19 protein-coding genes are annotated in these 25,170 nt (G+C 45.6%); 12 read left to right on the top strand and 7 right to left on the bottom strand.

The genetic code is table 11. The features are described from left to right. Window positions 1-53 precede the first annotated feature (53 nt). The 3 genes from ACZ5XY_RS01640 to ACZ5XY_RS01630 form a co-directional block, all read right to left on the bottom strand. Window positions 54-2,054: a hypothetical protein gene (locus ACZ5XY_RS01640; protein ID WP_464742372.1), complete on the bottom strand. Its 2,001-nt coding sequence runs from the start codon at window positions 2,052-2,054 to the stop codon at window positions 54-56. A gap of 61 nt (window positions 2,055-2,115) precedes the next feature. Then, entirely contained in the window at window positions 2,116-2,520 is a 405-nt protein-coding gene (locus tag ACZ5XY_RS01635) for a hypothetical protein (RefSeq protein WP_464742370.1), read from the bottom strand. Between the two features lie 290 nt (window positions 2,521-2,810). Continuing rightward, window positions 2,811-4,655 carry a hypothetical protein gene (locus ACZ5XY_RS01630; protein WP_464742368.1) on the bottom strand — a complete coding sequence of 615 codons (1,845 nt, stop codon included), beginning with the start codon at window positions 4,653-4,655 and terminating at the stop codon, window positions 2,811-2,813. A gap of 681 nt (window positions 4,656-5,336) precedes the next feature. On the opposite strand from ACZ5XY_RS01630, the gene aceE reads away from it, so the two are divergent. Next, window positions 5,337-8,150 (top strand): pyruvate dehydrogenase (acetyl-transferring), homodimeric type, encoded by a 2,814-nt coding sequence (gene aceE / locus ACZ5XY_RS01625; RefSeq protein WP_464742366.1) that lies wholly within the window; start codon window positions 5,337-5,339, stop codon window positions 8,148-8,150. A gap of 24 nt (window positions 8,151-8,174) precedes the next feature. Beyond that, a complete protein-coding gene (locus tag ACZ5XY_RS01620) occupies window positions 8,175-9,905 on the top strand; it encodes a 2-oxo acid dehydrogenase subunit E2 (protein ID WP_464742364.1) in 1,731 nt (576 codons plus the stop codon). A gap of 143 nt (window positions 9,906-10,048) precedes the next feature. Here the strand turns inward: ACZ5XY_RS01620 and ACZ5XY_RS01615 are convergent, their stop codons facing one another. After that, complete coding sequence (locus tag ACZ5XY_RS01615; RefSeq protein ID WP_464742362.1) at window positions 10,049-10,693, bottom strand: OmpW/AlkL family protein; 645 nt, start codon at window positions 10,691-10,693, stop codon at window positions 10,049-10,051. A gap of 316 nt (window positions 10,694-11,009) precedes the next feature. On the opposite strand from ACZ5XY_RS01615, the gene ACZ5XY_RS01610 reads away from it, so the two are divergent. Then, window positions 11,010-11,237, top strand: a complete 228-nt coding sequence (locus ACZ5XY_RS01610) for a hypothetical protein (protein WP_464742360.1) — start codon at window positions 11,010-11,012, stop codon at window positions 11,235-11,237. Between the two features lie 55 nt (window positions 11,238-11,292). Then, window positions 11,293-12,267, top strand: a complete 975-nt coding sequence (locus ACZ5XY_RS01605) for an ion transporter (protein WP_464742358.1) — start codon at window positions 11,293-11,295, stop codon at window positions 12,265-12,267. A gap of 43 nt (window positions 12,268-12,310) precedes the next feature. On the opposite strand, the gene ACZ5XY_RS01600 is transcribed toward ACZ5XY_RS01605, so the two are convergent. The 3 genes from ACZ5XY_RS01600 to ACZ5XY_RS01590 all read right to left on the bottom strand — a co-directional run bounded on the left by ACZ5XY_RS01600 (window position 12,311) and on the right by ACZ5XY_RS01590 (window position 16,875). Then, window positions 12,311-12,964, bottom strand: coding sequence for a TerD family protein (locus ACZ5XY_RS01600; protein ID WP_464742356.1), 654 nt, complete (start codon window positions 12,962-12,964; stop codon window positions 12,311-12,313). Beyond that, window positions 12,964-14,136, bottom strand: coding sequence for a helix-turn-helix transcriptional regulator (locus ACZ5XY_RS01595; RefSeq protein WP_464742354.1), 1,173 nt, complete (start codon window positions 14,134-14,136; stop codon window positions 12,964-12,966). The genes ACZ5XY_RS01600 and ACZ5XY_RS01595 overlap by 1 nt, the downstream gene beginning before the upstream one ends. Window positions 14,137-14,235: 99 nt before the next feature. Then, the gene (locus ACZ5XY_RS01590) at window positions 14,236-16,875 is read right to left on the bottom strand and encodes an AAA family ATPase (RefSeq protein WP_464742352.1); all 2,640 of its coding nucleotides are present in this window, start codon (window positions 16,873-16,875) and stop codon (window positions 14,236-14,238) included. Window positions 16,876-17,071: 196 nt separating this feature from the next. On the opposite strand from ACZ5XY_RS01590, the gene rsmG reads away from it, so the two are divergent. From rsmG to ACZ5XY_RS01550, 8 genes are all read left to right on the top strand, one after another. After that, entirely contained in the window at window positions 17,072-17,755 is a 684-nt protein-coding gene (gene rsmG / locus ACZ5XY_RS01585) for a 16S rRNA (guanine(527)-N(7))-methyltransferase RsmG (protein WP_464742350.1), read from the top strand. A gap of 57 nt (window positions 17,756-17,812) precedes the next feature. After that, window positions 17,813-18,604, top strand: a complete 792-nt coding sequence (locus ACZ5XY_RS01580) for a ParA family protein (RefSeq protein ID WP_464742348.1) — start codon at window positions 17,813-17,815, stop codon at window positions 18,602-18,604. 99 nt (window positions 18,605-18,703) lie between these two features. Next, window positions 18,704-19,738, top strand: coding sequence for a ParB/RepB/Spo0J family partition protein (locus ACZ5XY_RS01575; protein ID WP_464742346.1), 1,035 nt, complete (start codon window positions 18,704-18,706; stop codon window positions 19,736-19,738). 67 nt (window positions 19,739-19,805) lie between these two features. Then, a complete protein-coding gene (gene msbA / locus ACZ5XY_RS01570; protein ID WP_464742344.1) occupies window positions 19,806-21,572 on the top strand; it encodes a lipid A export permease/ATP-binding protein MsbA in 1,767 nt (588 codons plus the stop codon). Between the two features lie 11 nt (window positions 21,573-21,583). Then, window positions 21,584-22,690: a tetraacyldisaccharide 4'-kinase gene (gene lpxK / locus ACZ5XY_RS01565; protein WP_464742342.1), complete on the top strand. Its 1,107-nt coding sequence runs from the start codon at window positions 21,584-21,586 to the stop codon at window positions 22,688-22,690. 20 nt (window positions 22,691-22,710) lie between these two features. Then, window positions 22,711-23,547, top strand: a complete 837-nt coding sequence (gene kdsB, locus ACZ5XY_RS01560) for a 3-deoxy-manno-octulosonate cytidylyltransferase (RefSeq protein ID WP_464742340.1) — start codon at window positions 22,711-22,713, stop codon at window positions 23,545-23,547. Window positions 23,548-23,575: 28 nt separating this feature from the next. Continuing rightward, window positions 23,576-24,676: a DNA polymerase III subunit delta' gene (locus ACZ5XY_RS01555; protein ID WP_464742338.1), complete on the top strand. Its 1,101-nt coding sequence runs from the start codon at window positions 23,576-23,578 to the stop codon at window positions 24,674-24,676. A gap of 61 nt (window positions 24,677-24,737) precedes the next feature. After that, the gene (locus tag ACZ5XY_RS01550; protein ID WP_464742336.1) at window positions 24,738-25,085 is read left to right on the top strand and encodes a PilZ domain-containing protein; all 348 of its coding nucleotides are present in this window, start codon (window positions 24,738-24,740) and stop codon (window positions 25,083-25,085) included. Window positions 25,086-25,170 lie beyond the last annotated feature (85 nt).

The raw sequence follows: 25,170 nt of genomic DNA, 5'->3' as shown, positions 1-25,170 counted from the left end.
TCTCAAGCTTAAGCTTCAAGCTTGAGAGTTGTTGATATAAAAACTAAAACGGTCTACTTAACTTCAACAGCAAATGTCAATGTTCCTGAAGCGCCGGCGTTCAGCGTCGCAAAAGTGGTTGATACCTTTTCAGTCGCACCTGAGCCTGAAAGACCAGTATTAGTTCCACCTGTAGAGGCAATCGCAGAAGCTGCCTTATATTTGGCTTGGCCATTCCACTGATTGGTTAAGTCGGAAATAGTAACATCTGTCATATCTAAGCTGCCAAAGCCGTTAGTTGCAGTGATTTGGTAGTAAATACAATCACCTGGTTTCGCAGTACCGGTTACTGTAGCTGAGTAGGCGCTAGCGGCAGGCACAGCGCTACAGTCTGTTGAAATAGCGGCCAGTTTATTTAACAGCAACCCTTTAATAGTGGTGGTATTGCTAGCGTTATTTGATGAGCCACCATTTGCAGCGGCAACAGTCACTGTATTTACTTCAGATAAATTAAGTTCAGTAGCTGAATTTGTTCCAGAAGAGGTCACATTATAGCCGATTTCAATAGTTGCACCTGGCGCGATAGTGACAGTGTTGGGTAAGGTAATTGAGCCATTTTGGTCAAGAGTTACCGTTACAGGTTGACCGTTAGGCTCTTTATAATATACGTTTGTGATAGTAAGCGGAGCGCTACTGCTGGGGTCGGTAATTGTAATGGTAATCGGACGCGTCGCACCGCCTTCGGTAGCATTACCATTGTTTGTGATGGTGTGAGCGTAAGTCACTGTGCTATCTTTCAGCGGAATCTCTTGGCTTGTGCCTGGAGTAATCGCTAGGTTGCGGTTGGTAAGGGTAATCGTTGGGGCGCTGTCTTTACCTTCGTTGCTCTCAACGGCTGGCTTTAGATAAGTCTTTTTATTTGGGTTACTGATGTCGGTAGTATCAAAGACATCATAGCCATCTGGCGCATTAGGAGTAAGATCCGGTGGTAAGAGGTCAAGTGAACCGAGTCTATCATAGATGTCGGCATGGTTGACTAAGTTGTTTTTATCGGTCAGCTCCGCAGGATTGACATCAACTTTAAAGGTCGCTGTCATATCACTACCGACCAATAAGGTTGGCACAAGAATGTTAATAATCTGTCTACCATTAGCATCAATACCTGCAGAGTTAATTTGGCTAGCAGGAGCACCATTTATCGTGACGTTGCCATTAAGGGTCAGACCTTTTGGCAGTACGTCTCTGATAATAAAGACATTTGCAGCAACACTATAAGGAAGATTAACGTTAGTGACTTTAATCGTATAGTCAATCGTCTTATCCGTAGCATTTACATCGAAGCTTGAACAGGTCGTATTGCTTTGACAGGCGGCGGTTTTTTCAATCTTAAATACGGGCAGACTAACCAGTGTTTGGTTTTCGTTGACAAGCGTGGTAGAGGTCAAAATCGAACTTGTCGCACTGATTGTGCCAACACCAAAATTACCACCTTCTTGAGTGTTTGGGGTCACTGCATTATAACTTAGTGTTGCTTCCGTACCAGCAGGAAGTTTAATTGCTGCATTATTTGCTATAGTGCCAGTTGCTGACTGCCCTAATGCCGTAAGCTCGTCAATTTGAGCTTGGGTAAGCGCTGCACCGTTTTTACCTGTAATGGTATAGCTGATATTGTCTGCTAGACTTAAATTATAATCAGGGGTTTGCGTTACGATGCTAGCATCGTCATCGGCTTTGACGCTAATGGTATAAGTGTCGCTGATGTTACCATCGTTTGATAGCTTATGAGTAAATGTGCTCGTGCCCTTTGGAGCGACCTTTACATCTTTATTAGCATCAGTGTTATTGGCTGATACTAAGCTAAAGTTTGCTGTTGTATTGATGGTTACCGTGACTTTATTTGATTGAACCTCAGGCTGGTCTTTACCTGCGACCTTATATACTGCTGTGGCAATGTTTTCAATTGCCGATGCGGTCGGGGTAGTGTTGTTAGTTTCAGCCGCAAAAGCGCTATTTAATCCTAGCGCGCTAACCACGCCTACCGCAAGAAGTGAGGGGGTAAAATAGGTAATTTTCATCAAAGACTCCGAAATTTAGGTAATTTAAAAACAGGTTTTTTTGGTACAACATCAAAAATTTTTAATTAACAATAGTATTTAAAGAAACGTCGGCTGATTTATTGGCAGGAAGTAGCTTTATGTTCCAGCGCAACGCTTTGTATTCTGATAAAGGTACTTTTACCATCTTGCCGTTAACTTTTCGCATCAATGGCATGTTGGCGTAGTTTTTGCCATCTGTTGTGGCTTGAGCGGTGCTCGGAAATGCTTCGCCGTTAAAGGTCATGTTGGCAGGAATTGGTAGGGTTACGAGTAAATCATCGATATTTTGATTGATGGTGTTGGTATAGGTAGCTTTATATTGGATTACCGTGCCCGCAGGGGCATTGCGAACGGAGGTATAGCTTGTCTTGCCATCAGCGCTTTTAACCACTTTGTTGGCAACAAGCTCCATTTTTAGCGCATCGGCTGCAACTGCCGATGTCATTGAAGCACTAATTGTAATAGCAGCTAAGAGGAATATTTTTTTATACTGAGCAAACATCATAAACTCCTGAGCGATGCGGTCGCCATGTTATATAAATTAACATAACGTATAAATTATGTAAGCAACGTAACAAAACTATTATAGAACTGGCGGGCAATTTTTAACAAACATTATTTGTTATTTAAATGAAAAATCCGACAAATGGTCATTAAAATAATCTTAACGGTTATATTTTGGATTTTAAGTGCATAGAATCATGAGTAGGTTAATAATATACAATTGATTAGATATCACTCTAACTTGGGGAGGAACTTGGAATTAAAAAATAACATTTTAGGACTGTTTTGCTGTGATTCTTGTAAGTCAAACGGTGCAGAGATAATCGTACCGTGCTCATTTAAACCAATAGTTGGGCTACTTGTGCTCGCGAGTGAATATAGAGTAGAAGTTACGCCTGTGGGCAGCGGCGCATAAAAAACCGATTGACCCTCATTGCTTTTATTTAAGGTATCGAAAATCTGCACCTGAGTAAGGTCTAAGTTTGCGCGGTTATAAGCTTCTATTTGATAAGCAATACATTTTCCAGCTTCAACATTACTGATACTTGCCATACTAAAACCGACTAAGGCTGAAGTAGCTTGTTTAGGAACTTGAGAATAGTCAAGATTGGTGTTGCAATCATGAACGTAATGATATTTTTTGAGGACTAAGGCCGCATTACTGTTAGCAACGTGACCGAAATCTAGATTAGTAAATGAAGGGGTTGCTGTGGAGACGGTTCTCTGTATTTTACTAACAGTAGTTGAGATAGGGAATAATGCCGGAGGCGTCACTTCTGATAGGCAGATATCCGTATTTTCTGCAATTACTGTTTTCGGTATTGTAAAACTGTAAGCGCCATCTGTGCCTGTTATAGCAGTTGCCAAGACTGTTGATGGGTTGTTACATTGCGTTAAAGCAATAGTAATACCCGATATACCAAGCTCATTGCTGTCTTTTTTACCATTAAAAAATGCAGCATTGTTTTTATAGGGGGCGTTAACCTCATTACTATTGGCTAAGCTATCGCTTATTCCGCCATTGTCATTAAAAACGAATCCTGAAAAAGTATAATAAAAATCCGTAATGGGAACACTCGCAACCCCGAAGGTAATCCATTCATTGTAAGTTTCGCCCACTTCACTACCCCCTATATGCCCGTTCATGATGCCTTTATAATTCACGGTGGCTTGCGTGGCGTTGTTTATCGAAATAACGTAGGTACTATTAGCGTTTGCTACGCCATAGCTGACAAAGGTACCGCCGCTATTGATAGAAAAATTGCTTGCCAAATCTTTATAAGTAGTAGGCTGAGCTGAGGATTTTAATAAATTATTAAAATTTACTGGGTTGGGGAGCTGTCCTTTTTTGTTCGCTTTAAACCCTATCGGAGTGCTAATCGTATAAGGGCTTGAGTTAGCCCCTTTTAAATCAGCAAGCTTAAAATAATACAGTTTATTTTCAGGCTCACCGCTATCATCTTGACGCAGCTGCTGCCCCGAAGCATTAGAGTTATCGGTAAAGGTATTGTTGGGGTTTTTAGTTCCTGTAATATAGTCGCCCATGGCGTTGTAGTGATATGGGACGGACTCGTTGTTACTTACCTCGGCTGACATCGAATGAAACGAAATTAGCGGCGTTTGAAAGCTGATAGTTTGTTTAGCAGGCTCTGAGTTTCCGGTTGTATCGTAGGTTGCTTGAGCTATTTTGATAATATGGATAAAGTTTTTATCGTCAGGTTTGTTAGGGGTAATCTCAAAAGTATAATTAAATTGGTCGTTGTTGCTAGCTTGATTTACTCTATTTTTTATCTCTAAACCGTTTTTTACAGAACCATTTTCTTGCTTTATTTCAGCACCGTCATAACCGGTAGCGCTGTTTCGAGTCAGCTTAAATGTTCCTGTAGCACCGCCAGCTGTTGTATATTTTCCAGTAACGGCAGCCGCCCCTCCACCTGGTAAACTCAAGGATGACGTATCAGAAAAAACTCCCATATTTGTCGGGGTAGCATGAGCCAATCCAGATGACATAGCGATGAAAACTGGAAAATACTTAGCAACTTGCAGAGGAATGTAAGGTTTCAAAAGATTCAACATAATATTCCTATTTCTGCTTTACGAAAGCTGTTCAAGTAATAAGCAGTCCGAAAAGTACAGTATGAAATTAGACTTTATAAACAATTGTTGTAATATAATCTAACATTTATAGAACAATAAGTAAACTATAGTAACAAAAATTTGCTATCAAATTGACTTTGTTCAGATAAAGGGTAATATTTTTTAGATGATTGGCTAAAAAATCGTAATTCAATGGCTAACAAAATTTCCAACAATATTTTATTTGGAAATAATTTAGCTATTGATATTTAGCCGCCGCTATAAGCCATTGCATTTTTTCACTCTATAATAGTCTGAGCAATCGCAAAAAGATTGCGACCCTAATACTAACAGTGTTAAGCTAGCTGAACTCAAACGTAGGCGCTGTAGCGCTTACCCTTTATTTTTGACAATATGCTATGATGTTTTGCCGCAACATAATCTTGACCAAATATTAGTACCAGTGAGAGATTAAGGCAATTTGAACAAATCTTAGCGATATTTAAGTGCAACAAATAGTTGTCAATATAGTAGCTTTGACCGCTGAAAGTTTATTAGCTGAACCCAGATACGATACAATTGAGCACGGATGCAATGCTCGGATCTGCCGTATTGTGGCTTTATTTTGTCCCGCATTTCTGGGATAGCTCAGAAGTGATTTATAAACAAGGATTGATATCAATGAACTATTATAAGGATGCTGATAGCACCGAAACTCAAGAGTGGCTCAGTGCATTTGAGTCGGTGATTAAGCATGCAGATAAAGAGCGCGCGCAGTTTTTGTTAAAAGCGCTTTATAATATGGCGGTTCAAGAAGGATTGCCGTTTAACCGTTTGGATACCGCTTATATCAATACCATTGCGGCAGAAGATGAGCCGATGTATCCTGGTGATTTGGCGATTGAGCGCAAAATTCGCGCCTTAATTCGCTATAACGCGCTTGCTATGGTGATGCGCGCGAACAATAACGATGATGATTTAGGTGGTCACTTAGCGACTTTTGCGTCAAGCGCGACCCTTTATGAAACGGGGTTTAACCATTTTTTCCGTGCCGCAAGCGACCACTTTGGTGGTGACATGATTTACTATCAAGGTCACTCAGCACCGGGAATTTACGCGCGATCATATTTAGAAGGTCGCTTGACCGAAGATCAGCTAAAAAACTTCCGCCGCGAAGTTGGCGGTCACGGTCTATCAAGCTATCCGCACCCTTATTTAATGCCGGATTATTGGCAGTTCCCAACAGTATCGATGGGACTTGGCCCCATCATGTCAATTTATCACGCCCACGTTCAGCGTTATATGGAAAACCGCCATTTGCTAGAAGACGAAGGTCGTAAAATTTGGGCATTCTTAGGCGATGGCGAAACTGATGAGCCTGAAAGCTTGGGCGCAATCTCACTTGCTGGTCGCGAAAAGCTGGATAACCTAATTTGGGTCATTAACTGTAACCTTCAGCGGCTCGATGGTCCGGTTCGTGGTAATGGCAAAATCATTCAAGAGCTTGAATCGGTGTTCCGCGGCGCTGGCTGGCGCGTGATTAAAGTCATTTGGGGTGGCAAGTGGGATAACTTACTAGCCAATGATGATACCGGCGTCTTAAAATACCGAATGGAAGAAGCAGTAGATGGCGAATATCAGCTTTATGAAGCTCGCGATGCTGCCTTTACTCGAAAAGAGTTCTTTAATAAATATCCTGAACTTGAGGAAATGACCAAAGAGCTTACCGATGAGGATATTACTAGACTCAATCGCGGTGGTCATGACCCAGTAAAAGTTTATGCTGCCTTTAGTGAGGCTATGAAAACTAAAGGTCAACCAACCGTTATTTTGGTTAAAACGGTTAAAGGCTACGGCTTATCAACACAAACTCAAGCGGTCAATAAATCGCACCAAATCAAAAAGCTTGATAAAGAAGGTTTGGTCTATTTCCGCGACCGTTTTGATTTACCATTTACCGATGAGCAGTTAGAAACGCTACCGTTTTATCGTCCGGATGAAGATTCGGCTGAAATGAAATACCTTAAAGGTCGCCGCGAAGCGTTAGGCGGTCATTTGCCAACCCGCCGCAGCGGTCACATTCCGCTTAATATTCCTGAATTGTCCATTTTTGATCGCATCTTAAAAGGCAGTAATGGCAAAGAGCAATCGACCACCATGGTATTTGTGCGTCTGCTGTCTGCGATGCTCAAAAACAAAGACATTCAAGACCGCGTTGTACCAATTGTTCCTGATGAAGCGCGAACCTTTGGTTTAGAAGGCATGTTCCGTCAGCTTGGCATCTACTCAGCCGTTGGTCAAAAATATACCCCTGAAGATAACGAAGCCTTGATGGGCTATAAAGAAGCCATCGACGGTCACATGTTAGAAGAAGGAATTAACGAAGCCGGCGCAATGAGTGCTTGGATTGCCTTGGCGACCAGTTATTCAGTGAACGCATTGCCGATGATTCCTTTGTACATTTATTACTCCATGTTTGGTTTTCAGCGCGTGGGCGATTTGGCTTGGGCAGCAGGGGATTGTCAAGCTCAAGGCTTCTTACTTGGCGCAACTGCTGGTCGAACCACTCTTAATGGCGAAGGCTTGCAGCACCAAGACGGTCATTCACAAATCTTATTTAACGTCGTTCCAAACTGCGTAAGCTATGACCCATGCTTTGGTTATGAGCTTGCTGTGGTGATGCATGATGGTCTGCGCCGAATGTATGGCGAGGGCGAGCGTGTTTACTATTACATTACCCTGATGAATGAAAACTACGAGCAGCCTGCCATGCCAGAAGGCGTTGAAGAGGGCATCAAGCGTGGCATGTACTTGCTAGAAGACAATGGTTCAAGCCAAGTTCAACTGCTCGGCTCGGGCGTGATTTTACGCGAAGTTCAAAAAGCCGCCAAAATCTTAAAAGATGAATTTAACATTACTGCCAACGTTTGGAGCGTAACCAGCTTTAACGAGCTGACCCGTGATGGTATGGCTTGTGATGATTACAACCGCTTGCACCCTATGGAGGAAGAGCGTGTGCCTTGGGTCACTGAACAATTAGCCCCGCACGAAGGTATCGTCGTTGCCGCAACTGACTATATGCGTAACTATTCTGAGCAAATCCGTGGCTGGCTCCCTGACAATCGTCCCTATACCACCCTTGGGACGGATGGTTATGGCAGATCGGATACCCGTGAACAGCTGCGCAGCTTCTTTAACGTTGATGCTGAGCACATTGTTGTGGCGACCTTAAAGCGCTTGGCTGATGAAGGCGAAGTTGAAATGCGCTTGGTAAAAGATGCCATTTCAAGCCTCAATATCGACATTGATCATCCACCCGCTTGGCATCAGCAGCCGCAATTTGACCATTCGCCAGATGCACCAGCGCCGGATAAAGTCAATCCTAATCCAGTCCCTGAATTTGTCGTTGAAGATGATGATGAAATCAATAGCGAAGGTCGTGCTGAAGATCCAGCAGATGCAGCGCTACTTGACGCTGACGACATCAAAGAATAATTTTGACACTCAAGGAGAATTAGGATGGAAATTAAAGCCCCCGATTTGGGTGTAGAAAGCGCTGAAGTTAGCGAAATTATGATCAATGTTGGCGATACCATTGCCAAAGACGACAACATTATACTGCTTGAGTCTGATAAGGCTTCGGTTGAAGTACCAAGCTCAGCTGCCGGAAAAGTCACCAAAATCAACGTCAATGTTGGTGATATGGTCAGTGAGGGTATGACCCTGATTGAAGTGGAAAGCGCTGATGATTCAAATGACAGTGCAAGTGATGACATAGTGGCTAGTACAGAAGAAGCATCGGAAAAACAAGAAAGTAGCGCCGATAGTTCTGAAGTAGCCACTAATCAAAAGAGCAAAACAACAAGTGCGCCAAAAGCTGAGAAAAGCCAAGCGGTATCAGCAAAATCAAGCACCCATCAATTGCCAGATTTAGGGGTTGATGAGGCGCAAGTGGCTGAAGTTATGGTCAGCGTTGGCGATCGCGTTGAGAAAGACGAAGCAATCTTACTGATTGAATCTGATAAAGCTTCGGTTGAAGTTCCTGCTCCTGAAGCGGGTATCATTGAAAAAATCCTTGTGAATAATGGTGATATGGTCAGCAATGGTCAAGACTATATTGTCATTAAAAGCGAGGGCAGTAGCGACTCAGAAGCCGCGGCACCTAAGCCACAAGAAGCCGCGGCAAAATCAGATAATAAACCACAGCAAGAGCAAACTACGGGCGAGCCTAAGCAAGCCCCTGCGCCGAAATCTTCAAGCCCTGCCGCTACAAGCCAATCAGCAAGCGTACAAAAGCTTAGCGAAAGTGAAGTTAATGCCAAACTTACTGATGTTTATGCAGGACCTGCGGTTCGTAAACTTGCCCGTGAGCTTGGGGTGGACATTACCCAAGTTCAAGGTTCAGCGTTAAATGAGCGCATTTTAAAAGAAGACCTATTTGCTTTCGTTAAAACGCGGATGACCGCGCAAAATACCGCATCAGTTGGCGGCAGCGTGCCGGTAGGATCGGGACTGCCAAGCCTTCCGGATATGAGCAACAGCGATATTTGGGGTGAGACTGAAACGGTTGATTTAAGCCGCTTGCAAAAAGTATCGATTCCGCAGCTGAATTTAAACACTTATTTGCCGCAAGTGACCCAGTTTGATGTGGCTGACATCACCAACACTGAAAGCTTGCGCAATGAGCTTAAAGGCGACTTGAAAAAGCAAGGTATTGGTCTAACCATTTTAGCATTTATCGTTAAAGCGACGGCTTATGCCTTGACTCAGTTCCCAAGCTTTAACAGTCATTTAAGTGATGACAATACCCAACTGATTTTACGAAAGTCGGTAAATATGGGGATTGCCGTTGCAACCGATGATGGCTTGATTGTTCCGGTCATTAAAAATGCTCAGGACAAAGGCATCAAGCAAATCGCCATTGAAATTGGCGAGCTTGCAGCAAAAGCCCGTGATAAAAAGCTTGGCGCAAAAGATCTACAAGGTGCAAGTTTTACCATCTCAAGCCAAGGTGTGCTTGGTGGAACTGCCTTTACGCCGCTCGTTAACTGGCCACAGGTTGGAATTTTGGGTGCATCAGAGGCGACCATTCAGCCAAAATGGAATGAAGCCAGCCAAAGCTTTGAGCCTCGCCTCATGCTACCATTGTCCTTATCTTATGATCACCGTGTGATTAATGGGGCAGACGCGGCGGTCTTTACCCGTTATGTGACTCAGCTGTTGGCGGATCCGCGTAAAATCTTGCTTTAAGCGTAAATTTTAATAAAAAAAAGGTTATCTTCGGATAGCCTTTTTTTTATTAAAATTTTTAACAATAAAAAGGCAAACAATAAAAAAGCCAGCAATCAAGCCAGCTTTTTATTTGATTTTTTAAGCGGTTTTTAGCGTATTAATTAAAAGCTTTTCACAAAGGCAACGCCATAAACCCAAGGGCTAATGTCAACAGAGCCGATGTCTGCACCGTTTAGCTCAACATCAGGTTTGATGTCCATGTAGCGCGCATCAATTCGGAACGCTTCAGTCGCGCTATAGGGGAAGTCAACACCGACGTGACCGGCAACGCCATAGCTGTCTTTGATATTTAAGTCGTCACCCGTATAAATTCTTTCTTTAAAGAACGTGGTGTAGTTCAAACCAACGCCAACAAAAGGCTTGACGTTCATTGGCATGTTATAGCCGTCAAAATGGTACTGAAGTGAGACAGTTGGTGGTAAGTGCTGAGTACGACCTTTGATTTCCGCGCCGGTTGCATCGGTTAAGGTAATGTCGTGATGAAAAGGAATCGCAGCAAGTAGCTCAACCCCGAGGTTATCGGCAAAGAAGTACTCGCCAGTAAGGGTTGGGCGGATATCGCTGTCAACATCTACGGCTAAAGTAGTAGCAGTAGGTTTTGTTGGAACTGTCACAGTACCATTGTCGCTTTTTGGGTCAACGTAGTGAGCGCCTGCGCCAACCGTCCAAGTTCCGGCGGGAACAGCAAAGGCTGAGGTCATGGCAAGGGTGGTGGCAGCTGCTAAAACTAGGGATTGTAGTTTCATCATTTTATCCTTAACGTGATTGATCATCTTTAACCCTCATTGGGGATAACAACAAGGTTTAAACCAACAACTGGCAAGAGACTGAGTAAAGTCGCTTTCGCCATAGTATCATTATAATACAAAATCCTTATAAACAGTAGTGATTTAGTTAGAAACTAGAAATATTGCAAGCATTTGTTTCTAATAAGATTTTTGACATTATGTAAGGGTGGGTTGCGCTTTTGAGAAATTTTTTTTACAGTGACAAAATTTCTATAACGTTTATAGGCTAATAAAAGAGCCAATATGTTAAAGCTCACTTAGGATAAGAATTGCCATGATAGGATATTGTAGTAACTCGCCGCTGCGCTGTAGCAATGCGCGGTCTATGGTCAAACTAAACCAAGCAAACGGCAGTTGTCCTGATTGTGGTATGATGCTAGTGGCAAGTCAGCGCTCAAGTGCGGCTTCACGGCTGGAGCAGCGCATCTTACAGATCAGCCTTGCCATTACGGTAGGCTTACTGTTAACTTTGATCGTCATTTACTATCTAAATTTTGCTTAACCTAACCGATTAAAAATTGCGTGTTTAGATTTTATTTACTCATTAAAGGCAAGTTATGCGTTTGTTAAAGCGCGTTCGGCGGTTTGTTTATGACATTTTGCAAAATGATGATCATGACAGCTGGCTGAGCCGCTATGTCGATTATTTCTTAATTGTACTGATTATGACCAATGTCGCGGCAGTGATTATTGAGTCGGTTGATAGTTGGTACTATCCTTATCAAGCGTATTTTAAAGCGTTCGAGCATTTTTCGATTACCGTATTTTCGGTAGAATTCTTGCTCAGGCTTTGGAGCGTGGCGGAAGCCAAACCGGACCATACAACGTGGCGGCAGCGTTGGCAGTGGCTGACCAGTCCATCCGCTTTGATTGATTTGGCGGCGATTGCGCCTGCGTTTTTAAATTATTTTGTCAGCATCGATTTGCGCTTCTTACGAATCTTAAGACTGTTTAGAATCTTAAAGTTAACCCGTTATTTTGCCTCGTTGCGGATTTTATTGGTGGTCATTAATAAAGAGCGTGGCTCGTTTCAAGCGGTGATTTTTATTTTAATCATCATGATTGTCACGGCATCAAGCGGTATTTATTTGGTCGAAAATCACGCTCAGCCCGAAGAATTTGAATCCATTCCTAAAGCCATGTGGTGGGCGGTGGTCACGCTCACGACGGTCGGCTATGGCGATGTGACGCCCATCACGACGGCAGGGAAAATATTAGGGGCGCTGATTACCATCCTTGGGGTGGGGCTTGCCGCGCTTCCGGCGGGTATTTTGGCAACTGGGCTTGCCAATGAGCTTGCGTCGCGCCGCGAGGAGCTTGAGCAGGAATTTCGCGAGTCGCTTATGGATGGTGATTTTGATTTGGTGCAAAATCAAATGAGGATTGATAATATCCGCCGAAAATTGGGGCTGGATAAAGAACAAGCCCAAGATATCGTGCTGCAAGTACTGCGCGAACAGGCGCTTGAGGCTCGCGAAGCTGAGGTTAAAAAAAAGCACTTTTGCCCCAATTGCGGCGAGTCGCTTGATTAGCGAAATTATATTGAGGCAAATTTTTCTAACTTTTTCTAAAACTCTAGCCTGATTCGGGAAGGCTTAGCGCTCGGGCGAGTTCGCGACCGATGAAATGCGCCGCTTCGGGGATGTCTTTGTTGGTCAAGGTTAAATTTTGCATGGTCAATTGCCAGTCATCAACCTGCTTTTCAAGTTGGGCAACCCAAAGCATTTGACATTTTTTTTCCAAAGAGGTTAAATCAAGCTCAAAAGCAAGGTTGCCCTCGTCATCACTTAAATGAATCTCGCCTTTATCTACCTGATTAAAATCTTGACCAAAATAGGAGCTGGCAATCAGCGCAATTTTAGTGATATTGGCAGGAAGTTTACTTAAATAAATGCGGATTTGCTCTTGGTCAAGTGGCGCGTGATACATCGCCTCAAAGCCGCGGTCTTTGCCGGTTAAGCTGTCGCCTTGGTGGCGGACGGCTTCGGACTTGTCACGAAGTTCTTTAAACCAAACGATGTCTTGAATCAGGCAAGCATCATCATAAAGCACGCAGCTTAAATCAAGGTCAATCTCGCCTTGGTTTTCTTTAAGCCGTTGCAAAATACTCTTTTTTTTGCTCTCGGGCGGCGTAAAATCATAATTTAACGCAAACAGTAAAATATCGGAAGTTAAGCCAAGATTGCTTAAACTGTCTGAAAGCAAATTTTTATTTTTTATTTCGAGCATTATTCTTCCCTTTTGTTGTCGTTATTTTTGTGGTCTAAATTATCATTATCAAATAAATGTTCTGCAGGCGCTGAGGAATAATCAAGGGGACTGTCAAGAACCGCTTGATAAAGGGCGTCGGGTTTGGCGCTAAGTAAGCCTTTGCCAAAGCCGCGAAGCCACCAAACCAGCTGTGAGGTCAAATTAACCGTGGCTTTAATGCTAAGTGTACCATCGTCGTTGGTGATAACTTGTTGGTCAGGGCTAAGTTTACTTTCGGTCAAGCTTCTGCCGGCTCTTGCGGTGAAATGCAGCTCAACGGGCGTATTTTCGCCGTGATGGGGCAGCTGACTAAGTAGGGGATGCGAAAATCCCATGACGCCAGCATCTAAAAAGCGGTCAAGCTGAAAATCCGCCGGCGTTTGCGCGGGAGTCTCTAAAATATCAACGCAAGTAAAGCGGTGCAGGGCAAAGGTGCGGATGACCGCGTCGGGGTCATCCACGCGGGTGGCAAGTAAGTAAATAATCACGCCGCGCTGAATGATGGCAATGGGATTTAAGATATATTCGCTGGCGCTCGTGTGATTGCTTCGGGTGTAGTCGGCGCGGATTTGCAATTGATAAAATAGCGCATGATAAATGTGATCTTTACTGTCCAAGTCAATAGCAGGGGCGATAAGCGGCTGAGTGGCAGGCTCAATACGGACGCGATCAAGCCAAGAGTGGGTGACTTTGCTGTTTTTAAGCTGCCGGCGCGCCAAATCAAACCACGGAAACAGCTCATCTAAAATCGCAGGCGGCAGTAATTGAGTCAAATTTGCCTCAACCATGTTAAAGGCAACGGCTTGCGATAAATTCATATGCGGTAAGCTTTGAAGCGGCGCGTCATCTTTCCAGCGCCAGCCTTGCGGATTGGCGTTATTTTTTTCGATGGGAAAGCGCTTAGCTAGGGCGTTTAAGTCGCGCTGAACGGTGCGCAGGCTGATATCAAACCCTGAAAGTTTCAGCTGCTCATAAATGTGCGCCGTTCCTACCCAGCGGTTGCGCTGAAGCTGTGATAACACTTGCCACTGCCGAGCGGTGGTGGCGGCGCTGTGACGACTTGCCGTGTCCTCAGTATTTTCTAAATCAGTATTTTCTAAAATAGCTTGGCTCACTTGGTCTTGGGCTTCAGGAGAATTGAAATCACTCATTGCTTACCTTTTTAACATTATGCGTCAATTATCATGGCAGAAAAGCGCAGCGGCGGCAATGATGAAAGCTTAGCCGCCGCTTGCCGGTCTGCTTTTATATTAAGCTGTCGGGTCAGCTTTAGGTTTTTTTTGTTTCGACTTGCCTTTTTTCTTATTCTTTTTCTTGTTGCCTTTATCTTCTATTTCTTCATCGTCCAAACTGTCATCCCAAAGCTCAAGGCGCTGCAAGATTTTGCCAAATAGGGTGTCTTTTTGGAAGCGACCTTTTTTATTGAGCGTGTCAATAGGAATGTTGGTCATGAGCCGCAGCGCCTCGCTTAAAGTATTGACGCCAAAGATTTGAAATTGCCCCGTTGTTACTGCGCTTATAATGTCGTCGCGGAGCATGAGTTGGCTGATATTCGCCATGGGAATAATCACGCCTTGCTCACCGGTCAAGCCTTGCTCGACACAAGCGTCAAAAAATCCGGCGATTTTGGCATTGATGCCGCCGACCGCTTGAACTTCGCCAAGCTGATTCATCGAGCCGGTGATGGCAAAGGCTTGATTGATGGGAACATCAGCAAGCGCCGACAATAGCGCGCAAGCTTCGCTGACAGTGGCGCTATCGCCGTCAATGTGGGCGTAACTTTGCTCAAAAGCCAAAGAGGCGCTAAAGTTTAAGGCGTGATGTTGGCTAAATAAGGCGCGCAAATAACTGGTCATAATGAGCATACCTTTGGCGTGAAGGCTGCCGCCCAAATCCACGTCGCGCTCGATGTCCAAAATATCGCCTGATCCGGTATTCGGCTGAATGACCGCTGTTAATCGCGCCGGCATGCCAAATTCGCTATCGGCGTAGCTGACGACGGTAAGCGCGTTGACTTGACCGACGGCAAGACCTTTGGTGTTAATGAGCTGCTGACCGCCTTTTAATTCGTCCCAATACAAATCACGAAGGTATCCTGAACGCTCATCCATATCAACAATGGCGCGCTCAACGTGGCGGGCGCTAACGATGGCGTCATTTTGCTTTTTGGCGTGGCGGTCTGACTCATGAAGCAATTTAATCAGTAGGTCGCTATGTAGGCTCAAGCGGTTTTGGTCTTCGGCTTGCAAGCTTAAATGTTCAAGCAAAGCAGCTTGCGCGGTATTGTCAAAGGGCAGTAAATTGGCAGCGTTAATCATGTCTGCCATTTTGGCAACAAGCGCTAATTCATGCTCAAGGGTTCTTGCCACATCATCGTGAAAATCCGCGCGAACTTTAAATACCGCGTCAAATTCTGGCTCAAGCTCAAGCAATTCGTAATAAATGTCAGCTTCACCAAGCAAAATGACTTTGACGTCCAAATCAATCGGGCTTGGCGCAAGCGATAAACTTCCTGTTAAGGTCAGCATTTGCTCAAGGCTTGACATTTTAATCTTGCCCGATTGCAGCGCGCGCTTTAGCCCTTGCCAAGCATAAGGATGCTCAAGTAATGAGTTAGCTTCAAGCAGCAAATAGCCACCGTTGGCGCGGTGCAATGCGCCGTCGCGAATCATGCTGACGTCGGTGGTGACCGTTCCAAGTTGGGTGATTTGCTCAACGTGACCGAGCAAATTAAAATGCGTTGGCATGTCCTCAAAAATAATCGGCGCGCCGCTTTTTGCCTTGTGGCTGACCATCACATTAACGGCGTAGCGGCTTGGGGTTTTATCAAACACGCCGGCGATAAATTCCTCATCATCGGCATTAACGATGCGCTCGACGTGATTGACCATATCATCCATCATCGCTTGCAAAAAGGTGGTGACCGCAGGTAATTTGGCAAATTGCTTTTGCAACTTATTAAAGAGCGGCGACAGCGTTCGCTTGGCAATGTCGCGGTGCAACGCTTCGATAGCATCGTTTGCCGCGTCTTCAAGCGCTTCAAGCTCAATGGTCAATTGATTGAGCCGTTTTTGCATGTGGTTTTTTTGAGCAAATTGCGCGTTTGGTACCTCTAAACTGTCTAAAGCATCTTGGTCAATGGGCGCGGCTTCTAGGTCGTCAGTTGCAGGGTCAACGGTTGATTTGGCGTCTTTGTCAGCGACGGCGTCCTCAAGCTGACTTGGGTGAACAAACATGGCTTTGTTATCAAAAGCGCGAAAGGTCAAGGTCAAATCAAACTGCTTGCCCTCAGCGCTCAACTCTTCATAAGCTTGGCTTTCTTTTTGATGGGTGTCGTTTTTGATGGCTTCGATTTTGCTTTGATACTGCTCGCTGCGAAAGCGCTGACTTAGACGTTTTTTTGCATTTTGCCAAAGGGTATCAACCTCATTTTGTAGTTTGAGCGCTTGACCTGCTGGCAAGCAAATTGCAATCGGCTCGCGCGGGTCGGTAAAATTATGAACGTAAGCCCAATCATCAGGCGTTGGCTCATGAATTGCGCTTTGTTGCAAAAGCCTTGTGATAATCGTGCGTTTTCCCAAGCCATTTTCACCGGCAGCAAACACGTGATAGCCGTTGGCTTTAATATCAAATGCCGTTTGCAGCGCTTTTACCGCCCGTTTTTGCCCAAATCCCACATCAAGCGCCGGCGCTTTTTGGGTGGTTTTTGGCAGTTTTTTGACCTTGCTATAGCGTTTGAGCTTATCGGCTGCAATCTGGCAGCGCTCAAAGACGTCCTCTTGTTGTAACGAATTGGTAGTGCGGCTCTCGTCAGCGCCGACTGCTGGCGGCAAGGCGGCTTTGGGTGATATTGGGGTATCAATGGTTTTGGCAGAAGTGGTTTTAGTCATAAATCGCTTAGCGCTCAGGTAAAGTGGCTCAAAGAAAATAACTTTGGGAGTAATAAAATTTACAATTAAAAAAGGCGTAAATTGTCAATGATTAAGGTTTTATCGCGGCAAAAGACATTGGGGCAATCTGCAACTATTCAATACGCAGCGTGCATGATAAAATGGCGGGTTTACACGCCCAATCAGGACTTGCGATATGACTGCTGCGCCTCAATTTCAAATCAATAAGCCCTTTGCCAAGCTTGGCAATCACGCCGATAGCCTGACAGCAATGCTCAAAGACAGCAGCCGGCAGCTTGGACTTGACTTAAGCGAGGCGCAGTTTGCCCAATTGCTGCATTATTTAGATGGCTTATTGCTTTGGAATAAAGCGTATAATCTAACCGCGATTACCGCCCCAGTTGAGGGGCTGATTAAGCATGTCATCGATTGCTTGGCCATTATACCGCAATTGCCCAAAGGTGACTTGTTAGATATTGGTACAGGGGCGGGGCTGCCGTCAGTGATTGTTGCCATTTGCGAGCCCAATCGCCATTGTACCGCCCTTGATAGCAACCAAAAAAAGATTCGCTTTATCCGGCAAATCAGCAGTGAGCTTGGTCTTAATAATGTCACACCGGTTGCAGCAAGGATTGAGGCACATTCAGGTCAGTATGACGTAATTACCGCGCGCGCTTTTGCAAGCCTTGAGGATTTTGTGGCAGCTGCCAAGCCGTATTTAAAAACAGATGGCAAACTTTGTGCGATGAAAGGCAAAGCGCCAAGTGCGGATGAAATTAAAGCCTTGCAAAATGACTGGCAAATAACAACGACCGCGCTTTTGGTGCCAAACTTAAATGACAGTCGCCATTTGATTGAATTATCGCCAAAAAATGACTAAGCTTACAGCATAAAAAGGCGCGGTTAGCGTCCTCTATCAATAAATTTGAGTACATGTATGGAAATCATAGCCATTGCCAACCAAAAAGGCGGGGTGGGGAAAACCACCACAGCGGTAAACTTGACCGCAAGCTTAGCGGCGCGAAAAAAGCGGGTGCTGCTCATCGACCTTGACCCGCAAGGCAATGCCACAACCGGCACCGGACTTGATAAAAATAGCCTTGAGCAAACCATGGCGGATGTGCTTCTTGACGGCGTGCCGCTGATGGACGCCATTCACCAAAGTCCTGCAGGATTTGACGTTATCGGCGCCAACCGTGAGCTTGCCGGCATGGACATCACTTTGATGGGTCAAGCCAACAGTCATGAATTGATGAAAAACGCGATGGCAGCACTGATTGACGACCAAGCAACCTCGAAAAAAAAGCCGTATGATTTTGTGATTATGGACTGCGCGCCAAGCTTAAACCTGTTAACCATCAACGCGTTGGTGGCAACCGATGGCGTCATTATCCCAATGCAATGCGAATATTATGCCTTAGAAGGTCTAGCCGACTTGTCACAAACCATTGATCGATTGACCGAATTAAACCCCAAGCTGCACATCCGAGGCGTGGTCAGAACGCTGTTTGATGCCAGAAACACCCTTGCCAATGACGTATCAAACGAGCTTGAGGCGCATTTTGGCAATATCATGTACAAAACGCATATTCCAAGAAATATCCGCTTGGCAGAAGCGCCGGCTCATGGCATGCCGGTACTGGCGTTTGAAAAACGCTCAAAAGGCGCAAAAGCGTATCAAAAGCTTGCCGGTGAGGTCATCAAACAAAGCTTGCAAAATCAAGTATAATCAGCGAGCATTTTAGGGCTTATTTTCATTCAAAAACGGCATAAAAATGAAAAAGCGCCCTGACATGGGCAGTTTTTTAACAGTTGAGGATAGCAAATCATGGCGAAAAAAAGAGGGTTGGCTGCCAATCGGGGCTTAGACGCCTTATTAGGGTCAATCAAAAAAGAAAAGCAAATCACCGCCACCGCGCTACAAGGTGAGGCGCTGCGCCATGATCACGACTCGCAGGAAGCTTTGCCTGAAGCCGAAACAAACCCGCGCCAACTCCGCTCGCCAAAAGCCGCTAAGCCTACCAAAAAACCGGTTGAAATGGGCGATGACCAAGTCAGCTTGATTCAAATTGACGTTGAGCGCCTGCAAGCAGGAAAATATCAGCCGCGCCGCGACATGAGCGAAACGGCGCTTAGCGAGCTTGCCGCGTCCATCGAGCAGCACGGCATCATGCAACCGATTGTCATCAGACCGCTGCTTGCCACGGAGGACAAAAGCCGCGATGACGTCACCCACGAGATTATCGCCGGTGAGCGGCGCTGGCGGGCGGCAAAAATGGCAGGAAAAAAAGACATTCCGGCAATTGAGCGCGCCTTATCCGACGAGCTTGCCATTGCGTTGGCGCTTATTGAAAACATTCAGCGCGAGGACTTATCGGTCATCGAGCAAGCCGCCGCCTTACAGCGCTTTCATACTGAATTTGGCATGAGTCACGCCATGATTGCCGATGTGGTGGGAAAAGCGCGAACGACCGTTTCAAACTTACTTCGGCTCAATCAGCTTCACGACACCGTCAAAGACCACTTAGCCACCAGTGCCCTTGATATGGGGCATGCGCGAACCTTACTTGCGTTATCGCTTGAGCAGCAGCCGATTATCGCCCAAAAAATCATCGATGGCGGCATGACCGTTCGTGAAGCCGAACGCTTGGTCAAATCCATCTTGCAGCCTGAACCCAAGACCACTCCTGCCAAAGCCGCTCGCAATCGCGACACGGAGCGCTTAATTGAGCGTTTAACCGAAACGCTTGGCGCTGAAGTCAAGCTTAAGCATAAAAAAGACGGTCAAGGCAGCGTTGAGATTTTTTTTCAAAGCGCTGATGAGCTTGCCGCGTTAATTGAGCACTTAGGCGTGACGGGCTGATAATACTGGACGCTACGTCATTGAACCAAGCGCCTTTTTTGTTGTACCTTACTGATTTGAGGCTTTTATGAGCCAACCAAATATGACTAAAGACCCGCTGATTGAAGCGGTATTGCCGCCAAAGCATAAGACGCTTTTGCGGCTATTAAGCTATCTTAAGCCGTATTGGTGGGCGATTGCGTTAACCATCATCGGCTTTGCCATCAATGCTGCCACCGAGATTTGGATTGCCAAGCTTTTACAGTTTATCACTGATGCCATTAATAATAACGACCAAAGTAAGCAAGATTGGTTTCCGGCACTGATTGTCATTTTGTTTTTTGTTCGCGGCGTTGGCAGCTTTTTGGGCAATTATTATTCGGCATTGGTGTCGCGCAATTTGGTTTATGAGCTTCGCGTTCAGATTTTTAACAAGCTATTGCGGCTGCCAAGCGCTTTTTATTTGGTCAATCCGGCAGGGACGATTTCCTCCAAGCTGATTTTTGATGTCGAGCAGGTGACCGCTGCCAGTACTGAGTCGATGAAAACCGTACTTCGCGATGGCTTGACGGTCATCGGTCTCATTGGCTTTTTGTTTTATAGCAATTGGCGCTTGACGCTCATTTTATTTGTGGTGCTGCCACCGATTTTATGGCTCATTCAAAAGGCCTCAAAGCGCTATTTAAAATTGTCCAAAGGCATTCAAGAAACGATGGGCGATGTCAGCCACATCACCAATGAGGTGATTGGCGGCTATCACGTGGTCAAAAACTACGGCGGTCAGGAGTATGAGTCGCGCCGATTTGATGCCAGTTCCAAAAAAAACTTGCGCCAAGGCATGAAAGTGGTGGTGACCAACAGCATTAATACGCCTGCCGTTCAATTACTTATGGCAATGGCAATGGCGGTGGTGGTTTGGCTTGCGCTGCGACCAGCGGTGATTGACAACATTTCGGCAGGTCAGTTTATCTCGTACATTGCCGCGGCAGGGCTGTTAAGCAAACCGGTGCGCTCATTAACCGACGTCAACCAAAAATTGCAAAAAGGCATTGCGGCAGGGGAGTCAATTTTTGCGCTGCTTGATGAGCCAGAGGAGCAAGACAGCGGCATTTTAAGCCCTGAAATTTTAGGCGCGATTGATTTTAAGGATGTCAGTCTGATTTATCCAGATAAAACGGTGGCGCTGCAAGACTTTACTTTGGATATTAAAGCGGGTGAGACGATTGCCTTGGTTGGGCGCTCGGGGGCGGGAAAATCTTCACTGGTTAACTTGCTGACGCGAACGCTTAGCACCTCAACCGGTCAAATTACCATTGATGGTTTGCCGATTGAGGACATCACCTTGCAGTGCTTGCGCTCACAAATCGCCATGGTCAATCAGCAAGTGGTGTTATTTAATACCACCGTTTTTAACAACATTGCTTATGGTAGCCTTGCCAATAAATCGCAAGCAGAAGTTGAGCAAGCCGCAAAAGACGCCTTTGCTCATGATTTTATTATGAAATTGCCGCAAGGTTATCAAAGTCAAATTGGCGCTGAAGGGCTGCAACTGTCCGGCGGTCAGCGGCAACGGCTATCGATTGCCCGAGCGCTACTTAAAGACGCGCCGATTTTGATTTTGGATGAAGCCACCAGTGCCCTTGATAATGAGTCAGAGCATTACATTCAAAAAGCGCTTGATAACGTCATGAAAAACCGAACGACGCTGGTGATTGCGCACCGCTTGACCACCATTGAGTCGGCAGACCGAATTGCGGTGCTGGACGCAGGGCGCATTGTCGAGCTTGGAACGCATGACGAGCTGATGGCAAAGCGCGGGGCTTATGCGCAAATGTACGCCCGCGATTTTGAATAACGGTTGCTGCCATGAGCCTTGAAACAAAAATTACCCAAGCTTGGCAAAATAAAGCCGTTTGGCTTTGGTTTTTGTTGCCGTTATCTTGGCTTTATGGCGCCATCAGTTGGCTTCGGCGCAAGCTTTATCAAACTGGCATTTTAGCAAGTTACCGCGCTCCTGTTCCGGTGATGGTCATCGGTAATATCACCGTTGGCGGCAGTGGTAAAACACCGCTTATTATCAGCCTCGTGCAATTTTTGCAAAAAAAGCAGGTTAAAGTTGGTGTCATCAGTCGCGGTTACGGCAGCGATACTGATAAGATGCCCGCGCTTGTGAGTTCGGTGAGCCTGCCAAGTGAGGTTGGCGATGAGCCATGTTTGATTGCGGCGGTGACGGGCGCGCCAATTGCCGTTTGTCCCAATCGTCAGCAAGCCATTGAAACGCTGCTGACCGCGCATCCGGATATTCAACTGATTGTCGCTGATGATGGCTTGCAGCATTTTGCTTTAAGTCGCGATATTGAATGGATTGTCGTGGATGCTGCTCGCGGCTTTGGCAATAGGCAGTTGCTGCCAACCGGATTTTTGCGTGAGCCGTTATCGCGGCTACAAGATGCGACCGTTATTTATCATGAAAAGCCTAACTCTCAAGCTGACAAGGCTAATAATAAACTTGTCATGACTTTAGTTCCTGATAAGGTATCGCCGATACTGTTATCCGATAGGGTTCACGATGCCACTTTAAAGTCGCAATTATTACAACACCAAATTACCCCGCCAAAATCCGGTGATACCGTTCACGCGGTCAGCGGTATTGGCTATCCTAAGCGCTTTTTTGAAACGCTTACAGCACTAGGCTTTAACGTCATTGAGCATCCTTTTCCTGACCATCATGACTTTAGCCTTGCCGACTTGCAGCCTTACCAAAATTATCCCATCATTGTTACCAGTAAAGATGCGGTAAAAATTCGCGCGTTACTGTTTGCGCAGTTTTCACAAAGCGGCGCTGAAAGTTTTGACTTGTTAGTTGGTTTGATAAGTAGGCTTTGGGAGCTTCCGGTGAGCGCTCAATTAAGCCCAAATTGCTATGATAAATTGCAAAAAGACTTGGCAAAATTTTCAATTCATTTAACTTAAAATAACAATTGGAGCGGCTGATGAGTAACGAAACCCATAACGCGACAACTAAAACGCATATCGTCATCCCTGCGCGCTATCAAAGCTCACGACTGCCTGCCAAGCCGCTGCTTGATATCCATGGCAAGCCGATGATTTTATGGGTCGCGCAAAAAGCGCAGATGGCAGATTTTGCTGATGATTTGTGTATTGCCACCGATGACGAGCGCATTGCCACCGTTTGCCGCGATGCCGGCTTTGATGTGGTCATGACCAAAGTTAGTCATGCCTCAGGAACGGATAGACTAGCCGAAGTTGCTGCTATTAAAGGTTGGGATAACAACGACATCGTCATCAACATGCAAGGCGATGAACCGCTGGTGCCGCCGCTGCTACTTGCGCAGGTTCAAGCGCTGCTTACCCATGATAATGACAGCGTCATGGCAACGCTTTATGAGCCGATTGAGAATAGGGACAGCTTTTTGCGAGCGTCAGTCGTTAAAGTCGTCAAGGCAACCGTCAATAAAAACAAGCGCAACCTTGAGCGCGCTTTGTATTTTAGCCGAGCGCCGATTCCCTGCTATCGTGATGAAGTATTGGGAATTGCACCAACCGCAGTCGCGCCAAAAAACGCCTATCGCCACCTTGGGCTTTATGCGTATCGCGTCAGCTTGTTAAAGCAATTTGTCACTTGGGAGCAAACGCCGCTTGAGAGGCTTGAAAGCTTAGAGCAGCTGCGGATTTTGGAAAATGGCGGTCAAATTGCTATTGCCGAGGCTAAAAAACAGCTTCCTGCTGGCGTGGATACGGCGGAGGATTTAGCTCGGCTCAATGCCATGCCGCTTGCTGAGTTTTTAAGCTTTATTCAAGAAAAATAGCCTAAGTAAAAAATATTAAGTAACTCTTATGCAAAATCAAGCCACTCAAACCAGTGCCATTTACTTTGCTCCATTGCTGCCTTGGCAAACCGCGCTTTGGGAGCAAGTAACGACGCGCTCGCAAAATCCTAACAAGCCGCTACCGCATGCGCTGCTTGCTTCAGGAATGGCGGGACTTGGCAAGCGCGCCTTTATTTGGCGGCTGGTAGCTTGGCTGCTTTGCTATCAGCGAGCAAGCCATCCGATGGGCGCTTGCGGGGTTTGTGAAAGCTGCCATTGGCTCAAATCAGGAACACATCCTAATCTACAAGTGCTGCCGCTTGCCAAGCTGCCTTGCGACCCTCAAGACCCTAACGTGGTAGCCAAAGACGACAGCACCAAAAAAACCGCTAAGCCCAAAGATGCCACCATCAAGGTCGATGACATTCGCGCCATTCAGCCGTTTATTTATCAAGGTGGTCAAGGGTTAAAAATTTGCGTCATTGATAACGCTGAGCAAATGACCATGGCGGCGGCTAATGCGCTGTTAAAAACCCTTGAAGAGCCGCAAGATTTTGTTCATTTAATGCTGATTACCGACAGCAAAGCCAAACTGCTACCAACCATCAACAGCCGATTGCAGCAGCTGCCGATTCAGCAGGTCAGCCCCAAGCTAGCTTTTGAATTTGTAAGCCAAGCACTGGGTGGCGTCATTCAAAAAATGGCAGCAACCGATGATGACATTCAGCAGTTAATCAATATTGCTTGTGGCGCACCGCTTGCGGCACTAGCTTTGGCGCAGTCGCCTTGGTATGGCAAACGCGCGCTTTGGTTGACCACGTGGCAAGCGCTGTTTAGCAAAAAACGCAGCGTGATTGCCGCAAGCGACTATTGGCAAAATGAGCTTTCGCTGACGGAGTTTATTGAGTTAAGTAAACTTATGATGAGCGACATTCAGCGGGTTCTTTTGGGATTGCCAAGTGTTCAGCAAGATATTGATTTTGACAATATTTTACAAAAGCATCAACCGAGTTTTGACGCCATTCAGCAGTTTTTAGCGCAGATTGATACCACAAAAATTGCCCTTCAACAAAATGTGCAAGAAAAAGTGGCTTATGATAAGCTGATGGCAGTATTAGCGGCATTTTAGACCGCTGGATTTTTGCTAATCATTCAGATTTTATAAAGCAATAATAAACAAGGAGTAAGTTATGGCAATGCCCGGTCGTGGCGGGATTTTGACCTGCCAAATTGAAGACATTCCTACGCTTTACGCCAGTTATTTATCCTTTGTCGATAACGGCGCGATATTTGTGCCCTCAGAGCGACCGCAAACCCTTGGCGCTGAGGTATTTATCGCCATTACTTTACCCGGGTCAAGCGAGCGCTTACCGATGAATGGCAAAGTGGTTTGGATTAACCATAAATCACAAGCCAATCGTCCGGCAGGATTTGCGGTTCAAATTGGTAACGATGCTGCCGGTCTTAAAATTAAAAATGAAGTTGAGCGTTTGCTTGCTGGCAAAACCGAAGGGCTGCAAGCGACTTACACCATGTAGTTTTAAAACGTTATTTTCTATTTTAAACAAACATAAAAAAGTGGGCAATCATGATGCCCACTTTTTTTATGACTTAATTTTACGA

This window comes from Psychrobacter sp. GTC18467 (assembly GCF_055397455.1).
Note: the sequence above shows the minus strand (reverse complement) of the source record. Positions and strands in the feature narration are given on the sequence as shown.